General features: G+C 66.6%; 10 protein-coding genes. 6 read left to right on the top strand and 4 right to left on the bottom strand.

The features are described from left to right. The first annotated feature begins 64 nt into the window (after positions 1-64). On the top strand, positions 65-1051 hold the full coding sequence (gene trxB / locus ACWPXE_RS20090; protein WP_035675595.1) for a thioredoxin-disulfide reductase: 987 nt from the start codon (positions 65-67) through the stop codon (positions 1049-1051). Positions 1052-1100: 49 nt separating this feature from the next. On the opposite strand, the gene ACWPXE_RS20085 is transcribed toward trxB, so the two are convergent. The 3 genes from ACWPXE_RS20085 to ACWPXE_RS20075 all read right to left on the bottom strand — a co-directional run bounded on the left by ACWPXE_RS20085 (position 1101) and on the right by ACWPXE_RS20075 (position 2947). After that, complete coding sequence (locus tag ACWPXE_RS20085) at positions 1101-1556, bottom strand: DoxX family protein (RefSeq protein ID WP_454019188.1); 456 nt, start codon at positions 1554-1556, stop codon at positions 1101-1103. Between the two features lie 153 nt (positions 1557-1709). Further along, the gene (locus ACWPXE_RS20080) at positions 1710-2177 is read right to left on the bottom strand and encodes a Dps family protein (protein WP_035675596.1); all 468 of its coding nucleotides are present in this window, start codon (positions 2175-2177) and stop codon (positions 1710-1712) included. Positions 2178-2455: 278 nt separating this feature from the next. Continuing rightward, positions 2456-2947, bottom strand: coding sequence for a cache domain-containing protein (locus ACWPXE_RS20075; RefSeq protein WP_454019187.1), 492 nt, complete (start codon positions 2945-2947; stop codon positions 2456-2458). Positions 2948-3191: 244 nt separating this feature from the next. Here ACWPXE_RS20075 and ACWPXE_RS20070 point away from each other — a divergent pair, with 244 nt between their 5' ends. The 5 genes from ACWPXE_RS20070 (at position 3192) to nhaA (ending at position 10698) form a co-directional block, all read left to right on the top strand. After that, entirely contained in the window at positions 3192-4115 is a 924-nt protein-coding gene (locus ACWPXE_RS20070; RefSeq protein ID WP_454019186.1) for a ketopantoate reductase family protein, read from the top strand. Between the two features lie 246 nt (positions 4116-4361). Further along, positions 4362-6401 (top strand): elongation factor G, encoded by a 2040-nt coding sequence (locus ACWPXE_RS20065; protein ID WP_454019185.1) that lies wholly within the window; start codon positions 4362-4364, stop codon positions 6399-6401. A gap of 252 nt (positions 6402-6653) precedes the next feature. Further along, positions 6654-6782 carry a hypothetical protein gene (locus ACWPXE_RS20060; protein ID WP_454019184.1) on the top strand — a complete coding sequence of 43 codons (129 nt, stop codon included), beginning with the start codon at positions 6654-6656 and terminating at the stop codon, positions 6780-6782. A gap of 1096 nt (positions 6783-7878) precedes the next feature. After that, entirely contained in the window at positions 7879-9282 is a 1404-nt protein-coding gene (locus ACWPXE_RS20055) for an Nramp family divalent metal transporter (protein ID WP_454019183.1), read from the top strand. Positions 9283-9471: 189 nt separating this feature from the next. Then, positions 9472-10698 carry a Na+/H+ antiporter NhaA gene (nhaA, locus tag ACWPXE_RS20050; protein ID WP_454019182.1) on the top strand — a complete coding sequence of 409 codons (1227 nt, stop codon included), beginning with the start codon at positions 9472-9474 and terminating at the stop codon, positions 10696-10698. A 93-nt stretch (positions 10699-10791) separates the two neighbouring features. On the opposite strand, the gene ACWPXE_RS20045 is transcribed toward nhaA, so the two are convergent. Then, positions 10792-11997: an aspartate transaminase gene (locus tag ACWPXE_RS20045; RefSeq protein ID WP_454019181.1), complete on the bottom strand. Its 1206-nt coding sequence runs from the start codon at positions 11995-11997 to the stop codon at positions 10792-10794. Between the last annotated feature and the right edge of the window lie 166 nt (positions 11998-12163).

Below are 12163 nucleotides of genomic sequence, written 5' to 3'. Positions count from 1 at the left end.
TCTGGACCATATGTTCGGCGCGGCCCTATGGTCCGCACCAGACCAGATCGTGACGGACAGAGCGATGCCCAGCACCCACCACACCAAGGTTCTCATCATCGGCGCCGGTCCTGCCGGCTACACCGCGGCCATCTACGCGGCGCGCGCCAACCTGCAGCCGCTGATGGTGCAGGGCATGCAGCCGGGCGGCCAGCTCATGATCACCACCGACGTCGAGAATTATCCCGGCTTCGCCGACCCCATCCAGGGGCCGTGGCTGATGGAGCAGATGCAGAAGCAGGCCGAGCATGTCGGGACCAAGATGGTCTTCGACCTGATCACCGACGTCGACTTCAGCCAGCGCCCCTTCGTCTGCAAGGGCGACTCGGGCGACACCTACACCGCCGACAGCGTCATCATCGCGACCGGCGCGCAGGCGCGCTGGCTGGGCATCTCCAGCGAGGAGATCTACCGCGGCTTCGGCGTGTCGGCCTGCGCCACCTGCGACGGCTTCTTCTTCCGCGGCAAGGAAATCGCAGTGATCGGCGGCGGCAACTCCGCGGTGGAGGAGGCTCTGTACCTCACCAACCACGCCTCCAAGGTGACGGTCATCCACCGCCGCGACAGCTTCCGCGCCGAGCGGATCATGCAGGACCGGTTGTTCCGCAACCCCAAGATCGAGGTGGTCTGGGACAGCGTCGTCGAGGAGATCGTCGGCGAGGGCGACGGCTCGCTGGGCAACCCGCGCGGCGTCACCGGCGTGCGCGTGAAGAACGTGAAGTCGGGCGAGGAGCGGGTGATCCCGGTGGCCGGCGTCTTCGTCGCCATCGGCCATGTCCCGGCCACCGCCGTCTTCCAGGGCAAGGTGGAGACCGACTCCGAAGGCTACATCGTCACCGCCCCCGACTCGACGGCCACCAACGTGCCGGGCGTCTTCGCCGCGGGCGACGTGAAGGACAAGATCTACCGGCAGGCCGTCACCGCCGCCGGGATGGGCTGCATGGCCGCCCTGGAGGCCGAGCGCTGGCTGGCCCACCACGAGGGCGAGCCGAGCCCGGCGGGCAATTGGTAAACTGTTGGCGGGGGCCGGGCGACCGGTCCCCTCTTACCGCCCCGGTTGGTCAGCGCCGGTTCATCATCCCATCGACGCTGAACCGCCCGGCCCCGGAGGCGATCAGCGCGAGGAAGCCGCCGATGATGGCGAGGTTCTTCATGAACTGGATGCGCTGCATCCCCTGGGCCTCCGGCGGGTAGGTCCAGTAGCGGTGAGCGATCAGCGTCGCCATGATGGTGAAGAGGACCAACGCCGCGGCGGCCAGCCGCGTCCAGGCTCCCAGCACCACGGCCAGCCCGCCGAAGCACTCCACCGCACCGCCCAGCGCGGCCAGCAGCATCGGCATCGGCAGCCCCTGCCCGCCCAGACTTTCAGCGAAGCCGCCGAGATTCATCAGCTTGCCGAAGCCGCTTTCCACGAAGATCGCTCCGATCAGCAGCCTTGCGGCCAGCAGCAGCGCGTCCTGCGCGCCCGTCGCCGCCCGGTCCGCTCCCCGCGTCCGGTCGAAATTGTAGGAGGCCATGGCGCCCTCTCCCGCGTCCATCGGACATCCCAGGAGAACGCGCAGCCCCACCCTGTTGTTTCGTCCCCTGTTCTTTTGTCCGGCCCCAAAAGGACGGGGCGCCGCCCCGAAGGACAGCGCCCCATCGAATCGCAGGCCGCTGGGCGGTGCCGACTACTCCAGCATGGAGCGCAGCATCCAGGCGGTCTTCTCGTGGATCTGCAGGCGCTGGGTCAGCAGGTCGGCGGTCGGCTGGTCGTTGGCCTCCTCGGCGGTCGGGAAGACCTTCCGGGCGGTGCGGGCGACGGCCTCATGCCCCTCGACGAGCTGGCGCAGCATCTCCTGGGCGTTCGGAACGCCCTGCTCCTCCTTGATCGAGGCGAGCTTGGTGAACTGCGAGAAGCTGCCCGGCGCCGGATAGCCGAGGGCGCGGATGCGCTCCGCCACCTCGTCCAGGGCAGTCCACAGCTCCGTGTACTGGGTCATGAACATGGTGTGGAGCGTGTTGAACATCGGCCCCGTGACGTTCCAGTGGAAGGAATGCGTCTTCAGGTACAGGGCGAAGGTGTCGGCAAGCACGTTGTTCAGGCCTTCGGCAATGGCCTTGCGGTCGGCTTCCGCGATCCCGATGTCGATCTGCATGGTTTCTCAATCCTCCGAGGGGTTGTCTTCCATTCTTGGCTGCAATCGAGGCTACGCCCCGCTGCGCCCCGGGTAAAGACCCTACTTTAGAAACTTTCTAAAAAGCAGCCCTGCGCAACCCGCATGCCCCGGCATGCCGTGAAGGCCTCCCCGACAAGCTTGGGCGCGCCCGGTGCGGGTCAAGATGTGCGCCGCAACCGCATCCGTATCAAGCATCGGGATCGGGCATCGGGATCGGGCATCGGTATCGAGCGGCCCGAACGCGCGGCCCCACGGCGTCAATGGTACAGCCCGACATAGGCGACCAGATCCTGGCCCGGCACCCGCTTCACGAAGGTGGTTTTCGGCTCGATCCGGTCGCTGGCCGGGTTCAGCCAGCGGTACTCCACCCAGCCCTCGCCCGAGTCCCGCGCCACCGACAGGATGTCACGGACGATGTCGCGCCCATCGGGGTCCTTCACGTTGATCACGCTGACCCCGACCCCGGCGGGCCGCGGCGGATAGACCTTCCACACCCCGGCGAAGTCGATGACCGTGACGTAGAGCGCCCCGTGCTTGAACTCCCCGTCGCGGTTGAACGCCGCCGCCGCCGCCTCCAGCCCCTGGGCGGCGATCAGCTCCGCCGCCTTCAGCGCGACGGCGCGGACCTGCTCCCGCTCCGGATCGCCGGGCTGCGCGTGCACACCCGCGGGGTGGAGCGCTACGATCAGAAGGGCGGTCAGCAAGCCCCATAGGACCCGGAGCGGCGGCACTCGGACGAAGGCGCTCATGGCAAATCCCCCGGACCGGCCAATGCGGGAACGTCATGCGGAAAAGGGCGCCGATCGGTTCGCCCACTGTCGAAAGAAAGTCGGCCTCCGGCAATCCGCAATCCTGCGGCCTATTGCCGCAAAGTTCCGCGCGGGCCACACTGTCCCCAGCGTCCGGCACCAAAGGCCCGCCCGGCCTCCGCCGATCGATCGGCTCCATCCAACGGTGCGCGCCGGCCCGGACCGCATTTGGGAGGAGCAACGCATGCGCATCGCAATCATGGGGGCGGGCGCGGTCGGCGGCTATTTCGGCGCACGCCTCGCGGCGACCCACGGAGCCGAGGTGCATTTCATCGCCCGCGGCCGGCATCTGGAAGCCATCCGCCGCGACGGTCTGCGCATCGAGAGCGAGGCCGCACCCCTGCATCTGACCGACGTCCGCGCGACCGACGACCCGGCGGAGGTCGGGCCGGTGGACCTCGTGCTGTTTGCCGTCAAGCTGTGGGACACCGACCGCGCCGCGGAGGCCTGCCGCCCCCTGGTGAAGCCGGGCACCGTGGTCGTCACCGTGCAAAACGGCGTCACTGGGATGGACACGCTGTGCCAGATCCTGGGGCGGGAGCATGTGGCGGGCGGTGTCGCCCACATCGGCGCCACCATCGCCGCCCCCGGCGTGATCCGCCACACCGGGACGCTGGCCCGCCTGACCTACGGAGAGCTGGATGGGCGCCCCTCCCCCCGGCTGACCGCTTTCCACGCGCTGGCTGAGGCGGCCGGGTTCGAGGCGGTGCTGTCCGCGGCGATCCTGCGCGCGCAGTGGGAGAAGTTCGCCTTCCTGGCACCCTTCAGCGGGGTCACCGCCCTGACCCGCCAGCCCGCAGGGGTGATCCGCCGCGTTCCGGAAAGCCGCGCCCTGTTTCTGGACGCGGTGGCGGAGGTCGCCCGGCTGGCCCGCGCCCGCGACATCGATCTGGGCACCGGAATCGTCGCCCGCGTCGAGGCGCTGCTCGACGGCCTGCCGCCCGCCATGACCTCGTCCATGCTGAACGACCTGACGCGGGGCGGGCGGCTGGAACTGCCCTGGCTGTCCGGGGCGGTGGTGCAGCTGGGGTCGGAGCTGGGGGTGCCGACACCCGTCCACCGGGTGGTCGCGGCGGCCCTGGCGCCCTACGCCGACGGACCGCCCTAAGGAATGACACCCCAGCGGGGGCGGCGTGACGTCATGCCGCCCCTTTTTTCCATCGACAGGTCCCCCGCCACGGGTGGACCATAACCTTGAAAAGGCACTGTTTTTAAAGCACCGGACCAGTCCGGCACCCTGTCAGGGCCATGCGCGCCGCCGGTGATTCCGGCCACAGCGTCCCACCCGGCCCACCCAGGCCACCCGGCGTTCCGGCCGATGCCCACTCGGGAAGACGCCATACGGGAGGTGTGCATGCCCCATACTCAGATCCAGACGGCCCGCTGCGCTGCGCTGGTCGGCCCCTATCTCAGCGGCAAGACATCGCTTCTGGAAAGCCTGCTGTCCGCCGCCGGGGCGACCACGCGCAAGGGCAGCGTCCGCGACGGCAACGCGGTCGGCGACAGCTCCCCCGAGGCCAAGGCCCGGCAGATGAGCGTCGAGGTCAACGTCGCCTCCTTCGAGTTCCTGGGCGAGCGCTGGAGCGTGCTCGACTGCCCCGGCTCGGTGGAACTGGCCTGCGAGACGCAGAGCGCCCTGATGGTGGCGGACGTCGCCGTGATCGTGGCCGAGGCGGTGCCGGAAAAAGCCGTGCTGCTCGCCCCCCTGTTCAAGTTCCTCGACGACAACCGCATCCCCCACCTGCTGTTCATCAACAAGGTGGACAGCCTGGGCGACCTGCGGGTGCGCGACGTGGTGCAGGCCTATCAGGCGGTGTCGGCGCGCAAGCTGGTGCTGCGCGAGGTGCCGATCCGCGAGGGCGGCAAGATCACCGGCTTTGTCGATCTGGTCAGCGAGCGCGCCTGGCACTTCAACCCTCACAAGCCGTCCAACCTCGTCCAGATCCCCGACAGCCTGAAGGATCGCGAGCACGAGGCTCGGCAGGAGATGCTGGAGGCGGTGGCCGACTACGACGACGCCTTGCTGGAAAAGCTGCTGGAGGACGTCGCCCCCGACACGCAGGAGGTCTATGACCGGCTGGCCAGCGAGCTGGCCGACGACCTGATCGTCCCGGTCTTCTTCGGCTCTGCGGAGAACGACAACGGCATCCGCCGTTTGCTGAAGGTACTGCGCCACGAGGGGCCGGACGTCGCCACCTCGGCGGAGCGCGCCGGCATCCCGGCGGATGCCACGGTGGCCGCCCAGGTCTTCAAGACGCTGAACGGCTCGCACGCCGGCAAGATCAGCCTCGCGCGGGTCTGGCGCGGCACCGTCAACGACGGCATGACGCTGGGCGGGGAGCGGGTGTCCGGCGTCTTCCGCATGATGGGCCACAACCAGGAGAAGCTGTCCCAGGCGGCGGCCGGCGAGGTGGTGGCGCTCGGCCGGCTCGACAAGGCGGCGACCGGCGACCTGCTGACCGACAAGGGCAACGCCGGCCGGTCGGCGCTGTGGCCGGAGCTGCCGCCGCCCGTCTTCGGCCTCGCCCTGCACGCCCAGAATCGCAACGACGAGGTGAAGCTGACCGCGGCCATCCAGAAGCTGGTCGAGGAGGACCCGTCGCTGAAGCTGGACCAGTCCACCGACACCGGCGAGCTGGTGCTGTGGGGCCAGGGCGACATCCATCTCCAGATCGCCATGGACCGGCTGCGCAACAAGTTCAACGTCTCGGTCAAAGGCGTGCCGCCGCAGGTGCCCTACCGCGAGTCGATCCGCAAGGGCACCGCCCACCACGCCCGCTTCAAGCGGCAGACCGGCGGCCACGGCCAGTTCGCCGACATCCATGTCGAGGTCAAGCCGCTGCCCCGCGGCACCGGCTTCCAGTTCGAGGATGGCATCGTCGGCGGCGTCGTGCCGCGCCAGTTCATCCCGGCGGTGGAAACCGGCGTGCGCGATTACGCGGTGCGCGGGCCGCTGGGCTTCCCCGTGGTGGATTTCGCGGTGCGGCTGACCGGCGGGCAGTTCCACGCCGTGGACAGCTCCGAGATGGCCTTCAAGACGGTGGCGCGGCAGGCGATGACCGAGGCGCTGCCGTCCTGCGAGCCGGTGCTGCTGGAGCCGATCCTGACCGTCTCCATCGCCGTGCCCAGCGACTTCACCTCGAAGGTGCAGCGGCTGGTCAGCGGGCGGCGCGGGCAGATCCTCGGCTACGACGCGCGCCCCGGCTGGCAGGGCTGGGACGAGGTGAAGGCCTATCTGCCGCAGGCCGAGATGCACGACCTGATCGTCGAGCTGCGCTCCTTGTCGCTCGGCGTCGGCACCTTCACCTGGAGCTTCGAACGGCTGCAGGAGCTGACCGGCAAGGCCGCCGACAAGGCGGTGGAGATCCGCAAGGAGACGCTGGCCGCACCATAAGCGGCGGTGTGTGGGTGCACGGGGCCGGAGGAGCGTCCTCCGGCCCCTTTGTCATGGCCGGAAGGCGCGTGGCGATCGTTCAGGCGCAAGACCGGAGAAAGAATATCAGCCTAACGATGAATCAGCACACCAAACATTAAGCAAGTCTTCATAACCCGCCATGTGATGATGGCAAGCGAGCGATGCATCGATTGCGCTTCTGGTATTAGGTATACCAGGATACTTTATCTTCATCGAACGATGGAGATGATCATGACCTACGCGACTGCAACCCATCTTCACGCCAACCAGAACGGCACGAAGGGTTCAACTTTCCTGCAGGCATTCAAGTCCTTCATGGAAGCCTGGTGCGAGAAGTCCCGTCTGTACGGCGTCCTGTGAACATGCCTTGCGGACATCCGGACAACACCGGACGACGAAAGGGCCGCGATCCAGTCGCGGCCCTTTCTGATTCCAGTGTCGTTCAAATCGGCGCGTTTTTCGTCTTTCGGCGCTGTCACACCGACACGGCTTCAGTCCACCGTTTCCGTTGCAATCCACAGATGACGGCGGGTTCCGCGGGGAGGCCGGTTCATGTTGGCCGGACGCCCCCAGGGTCGCACGGGAGCGAGAAGGGTGCCCGGATCCCGGTGGCTTTCCCATACCGCGGTCAGTACGGAGGCAATGCCGGTCGCGGCGAAGGTGGCGAGGCACAGCGCCACGGCGAGTGAGATTGGTTCCAGAACCATGGAAGCTCCCGCACAAACTGGTCGGCGTGCCGGCTTCGGGCAGCGCAATCCTCTGAGGCAACGCCCCGACAACAGATTGACCGGCGCGCGTTGCACGGCTTCCCGCTCGCCTTGCCCTTCAGCATAGATGCTTTCCGTTCCGCAGGACCCGCGCTTTTTTCACAGGGCGGCAAACCACATAAATCCGCGCGGAGTGGAGCGGCTTTAAAATTTGGGCAGACCATGGATTAAAAACCTAGATGATGCGTCTCCCGCGCCATCGTCGCCGCGGATTTTGGCGAGCATGGCCATCGGTTTTCATCCATAAAGATACCAAAAAAATTCATACCCATAATACTGAGACAAGAAAAGGCTGCCCCTGACTCAACAGGGACAGCCTTTTGGGAGGCGACGCAGCGTGTGGCCCAAGCTCGCTGAGTCCACCGACATATGGACGTATCAAATACCCTGCGCAACCGGCCGACTTGATCATGAATTCCTTTTCATGACTCACGCATTGATCATAGACGATATGGGTAGAGCCGGTTTTAGTCCCCGATTGTCTCATTTTTTCTGAGTCTGAAAAACGTCCCTCCCCGCCAGATTTTTTTCCTACACATCGCTGATATTTGGCATACCAAACTATGGCGTGTAGGAAACCAGCCCCTGCAGCAAAGCACGGATCGGAAAAGGAGCCGGACGGAACCGGGCCGAAAATTTCTCGAACGGCCCGACGCCAATCGACAGGCCAATCCTAGGGAGGAACGGGAATGAGCGTCAGCTCGACGAACAGCGCGGCCATCGACGCCGATGGCCTCTATGGCGGCACCGCCGCGAACGGAAGCACCAAGAAGGTCATCCGGCTGGATGCCCCCGGCACCGGCTTCATGGACACCTGGAAGGCCATGGGTCCCGGCATCGCCGCGGCGATGACCGGCATCGGCGCCAGCCACATCATGCACGCGCCGACCGCCGGGGCGCTGTACGGCTACGACCTGCTGTGGGTGATCCTGGCCGCCTACATCATCAAATACTGCGCCTTCGAATTCGCCCATCGCTACACGATGGTGAAGGGCGAATCCATCATCAACGCCTATCACCGCGTCGGCACCTGGCCGCTGTGGTTCATGATCTTCCAGGGCTTCGCCAACACCGTGGGCATCGCTGGCCGCGCGCTCGGCTGTGCGGCGTTGATGTGGGCGGCCTTCCCCTTCATGTCGATGCAGCTCTGGGCGGTGGCCATCCTGCTGCTGACCGTCGGCATCCTGTGGATGGGCAGCTACAAGGCGGTGGAGGGCATCTGCAAGATCCTCATCATCGTCTTCGCCGTGTCCTGCTTCGTCGCCTTCGCGCTCCAGGCGCCGCCGCCGGGCGAGTATCTGTCGCGCCTGCTGCCGACCCTGCCGCCGATCGGGTCGATGATGCTGTTCGGCGCCATGTTCGGCTATTTCCCGACCACGCTGGAAGTCGCGCCCATGCAGTCGAACTGGGCCGTCGACAAGAAGGCCGGCATGGTCAAGGTCAACGAGATGCGGACCCAGGGGCACACCGTGCACATGGATCCCAACTACATGAAGAACAGCCTGATCCTGTTCAAGCGCGACATGAATATCAGCTACGTCATCTCGATGCTGTCGGGCATGATCTTCCTGATCGTCGGCGCCGTCGTGCTGCACCCGCAGGGTCTGGTGCCCAAGGGTTCGGAGATGGGCGTGACCATCGCCAGCATCTACACCGACACCTTCGGCGCGTGGATCTTCCCGGTCATCATCGCCGGCGGCGTGGCCGCGCTGTTCTCCACCGTCTTCACCTACTTCGACGGTCAGGCCCGCCTGTTCGAGGAATGCGTGGTCCGTCTGAAGCGCGACTGGGACACCGCGGCGATCCGCAAGCTGCTGTACCGCGGCATGCAGGTGACGTGGCTGGTCGCCGGCATCGCGGTGGTCTACGGCCTGCCCGAGCCGATCTTCGTGGTCCAGCTCGCCTCGGTCATGGCCCTGGTCTTCTCGCCGGTCCTGTTCTGGCTGACCATCAAGGCGGTCAAGGACAACTTCACCAGCGATTTCGAGCGCGATCTGCTGCCGAGCAAGTTCCAGTTCGCCTGGGCCTGGGGTGGAACCATCGGCCTGATTGGCTTGACGCTCTACGTCCTCATCACAAAATTCTTCATGTGATGACGCGCGACTGAATGTGATGACGCGCGACTGAAAATGACGCGCAGCTGATAAGAAACCTGCGATGGCGTCATGGCGAAGCCGCCATGACGCCACATTCTTTTCACAAATTGCGTCTTCACGAACTCCACGACAACTCCGTTCTTCCGGCCGATCAGGACCGACGAACCAGGAAAGGAAACAAGCGCCATGGATGCTCACAGGCAACCCGCCGGCCGGCGCCCGGCAGCCTTCATCAGGGAGTTCATGAGCAACGAGGCCTCGGGCGGCATCCTGCTGATGGTCGCCGCGGCGCTGGCTCTGGTGGTGGCGAACTCCCCCCTGTCCACCGCCTATTTCGACACGCTGCACACCTACGTTCTCGGGCTCAGCATCGGCCATTGGATCAACGACGGGCTGATGGCGATCTTCTTCCTGCTGGTCGGGCTGGAGATCAAGCGGGAGATGCTGGACGGCCAGTTGTCCACCTGGTCGTGCCGCGTCCTGCCCGGTGTCGCGGCGGCGGGCGGCATGCTGGTGCCGGCGCTGGTCTATCTCGCCTTCAACGCCGGCAACCCGGCCACGGTCAACGGCTGGGCCATCCCGGCGGCGACCGACATCGCCTTCGCGCTCGGCGTGCTGTCGCTGCTCGGGCCGCGCGTTCCGGTCTCGCTCAAGATCTTCCTGACGGCCCTGGCGATCATCGACGATCTGGGTGCCGTCATCATCATCGCCCTGTTCTACACCGCCGACCTTTCCCTGCCGGCGCTCGGCGTGGCGGCGCTGCTCCTGGCGGCGCTGATCGGCCTGAACCGGTTCGGCGTGCGCACCCTCCTGCCCTATCTGGTCCTGGGCGCGGGCCTGTGGGGCGCGGTTCTGCTGTCGGGCGTGCACGCGACGCTGGCCGGCGTGACCCTGGCGCTGACCATCCCGCTGCGTCCCGCTTCCGGCGCAGCGGCGGACCCGCACGCGCCGCTGCTCCGGCTGGAGCATGGCATCCACCCCTGGGTCGCCTTCCTGATCGTCCCGGTCTTCGGCTTCGCCAACGCGGGCGTGTCCTTCGCCGGCATGAGTCCCTCGATCCTCACCGGCTCGCTGCCGCTGGGCATCGCGCTCGGTCTGTTCCTTGGCAAAATGGTCGGCGTGTTCGGCACCGCCTGGCTGACGATCCGGCTCGGCTTCGCCGGCATGCCAGCGGGAGCCACCACCGCACAGCTCTACGGCGTCGCCCTGCTGTGCGGCATCGGCTTCACCATGAGCCTGTTCATCGGCGCGCTGGCCTTCCCGACTTCGCCGGAGCTGGGCGACGCGGTGAAGGTGGGCGTCTTCGCCGGGTCGATCCTGTCCGCGACGGCGGGCGCCCTGGTCCTGCGGCTGGTATCGGCCAAGGACGCCGCGCCGGCCCTGCAGGCCGCGGGCGTCGACCGCGGCGCATAAAATCAGCAGTACACAAACGAAAAGAGGGGGCCTTGTGGCCCCCTCTTCCTTTTCCGCCGGTCGCAACCGCCGGAAATCAGTCCTTCAGGCGGATCAGGCCTTCAGATTGCCGCAGGCGCGCTGGATGCGCTTGCAGGCCTCTTCCAGAGCCTCGGTGCTGGTCGCGTAGGAGATGCGGAAGTGCGGGGCGAGGCCGAAGGCCGAACCCTGGACGACCGCGACACCTTCCGACTCCAGCAGGTAGGTGACGAAATCCTCGTCGGTCTCGATCACCTTGCCGTCCGGCGTCGTCTTGCCGATGGTGCCGGCGCAGGACGGGTAGACGTAGAAGGCGCCTTCCGGCTTCGGGCAGGAGATGCCCTTGGCCTGGTTCAGCATCGACACCACCAGATCGCGGCGCTGGGCGAACACCGCGGCGCGCTCCTTGATGAAGTCCTGCGGACCGTTCAGCGCCTCGACGGCGGCCGCCTGGGCGATCGAGGTCGGGTTGGAGGTCGACTGGCTCTGGATCACGCCCATCGCCTTGATCAGCGCCTTCGGGCCGCCGGCGTAGCCGATGCGCCAGCCGGTCATGGCGTAGGACTTCGACACGCCGTTGACGGTCAGCGTGCGGTCGTACAGCGCCGGCTCGACCTGGGCCGGGGTCACGAACTCGATGCCGTCGTAGAGCAGGTGCTCGTACATGTCGTCGGTCATCACCCAGACCTGCGGGTGCTTCACCAGCACGTCGGTCAGGGCCTTCATCTCGTCGCGCGTGTAGGCGGCGCCCGACGGGTTGGACGGGGAGTTCAGGATCAGCCACTTGGTCTTCGGCGTGATCGCCTTCTCCAGGTCGGCGGGCTGCAGCTTGAAGCCCTGCTCGGCCGGGCAGGAGACGAAGACCGGCGTGCCTTCCGCCAGCTCCACCATGTCCGGGTAGGACACCCAGTAGGGGGCCGGGATGATGACCTCGTCGCCGGAGTTCAGCGTCGCCATCAGGGCGTTGTACAGCACCTGCTTGCCGCCGACGCCGACCGTGATCTGGTCGGGCGCGTAGGTCAGGCCGTTCTCGCGCTGGAACTTGGCGCAGATGGCCTTCTTCAGCGCGGGCGTGCCGTCCACGGCGGTGTACTTGGTGTCGCCGGCCTGGATGGCCTTGATGGCGGCGTCCTTGATGTTGTCGGGGGTGTCGAAGTCCGGCTCGCCGGCGCCGAGGCCGATGACGTCGCGACCGGCCGCCGCAAGCTCGCGGGCTTTCTGGGTGACGGCGATGGTCGGCGAGGGCTTGATGCGCGACAGACGGGACGCGATGATCGACATGGCGTACTGGCCCCTATGACGAAGGTGGCGGAAGGTTCGGGTGAGAACTTGGTATGACCGCGCGAACGCGACGCGGGACCTTACTTCCGCCTTATTGCTCTTGCAAGCCGATCACTCCCTGAGCGGGGCGGTTTCCCGGCTGGCGGACGCGCCGTTCGGCGCAAAG

It is taken from the genome of Azospirillum sp. Marseille-Q6669, assembly GCF_965111635.1.
The sequence above is the reverse complement of the archived record's forward strand: the minus strand, read 5'-3'. Positions and strand labels throughout refer to the sequence as shown.

Excerpts from the sequence above, each read along its gene's own strand:
- ACWPXE_RS20065 (WP_454019185.1), top strand. The coding sequence starts at position 4,362 with ATGCCCCATACTCAGATCCAGACGGCCCGCTGCGCTGCGCTGGTCGGC.
- ACWPXE_RS20045 (WP_454019181.1), bottom strand. The coding sequence starts at position 11,997 with ATGTCGATCATCGCGTCCCGTCTGTCGCGCATCAAGCCCTCGCCGACC.
- nhaA (WP_454019182.1), top strand. The coding sequence starts at position 9,472 with ATGGATGCTCACAGGCAACCCGCCGGCCGGCGCCCGGCAGCCTTCATC.
- ACWPXE_RS20080 (WP_035675596.1), bottom strand. The coding sequence starts at position 2,177 with ATGCAGATCGACATCGGGATCGCGGAAGCCGACCGCAAGGCCATTGCC.
- trxB (WP_035675595.1), top strand. The coding sequence starts at position 65 with ATGCCCAGCACCCACCACACCAAGGTTCTCATCATCGGCGCCGGTCCT.
- ACWPXE_RS20075 (WP_454019187.1), bottom strand. The coding sequence starts at position 2,947 with ATGAGCGCCTTCGTCCGAGTGCCGCCGCTCCGGGTCCTATGGGGCTTG.
- ACWPXE_RS20085 (WP_454019188.1), bottom strand. The coding sequence starts at position 1,556 with ATGGCCTCCTACAATTTCGACCGGACGCGGGGAGCGGACCGGGCGGCG.
- ACWPXE_RS20055 (WP_454019183.1), top strand. The coding sequence starts at position 7,879 with ATGAGCGTCAGCTCGACGAACAGCGCGGCCATCGACGCCGATGGCCTC.
- ACWPXE_RS20070 (WP_454019186.1), top strand. The coding sequence starts at position 3,192 with ATGCGCATCGCAATCATGGGGGCGGGCGCGGTCGGCGGCTATTTCGGC.
- ACWPXE_RS20060 (WP_454019184.1), top strand. The coding sequence starts at position 6,654 with ATGACCTACGCGACTGCAACCCATCTTCACGCCAACCAGAACGGCACG.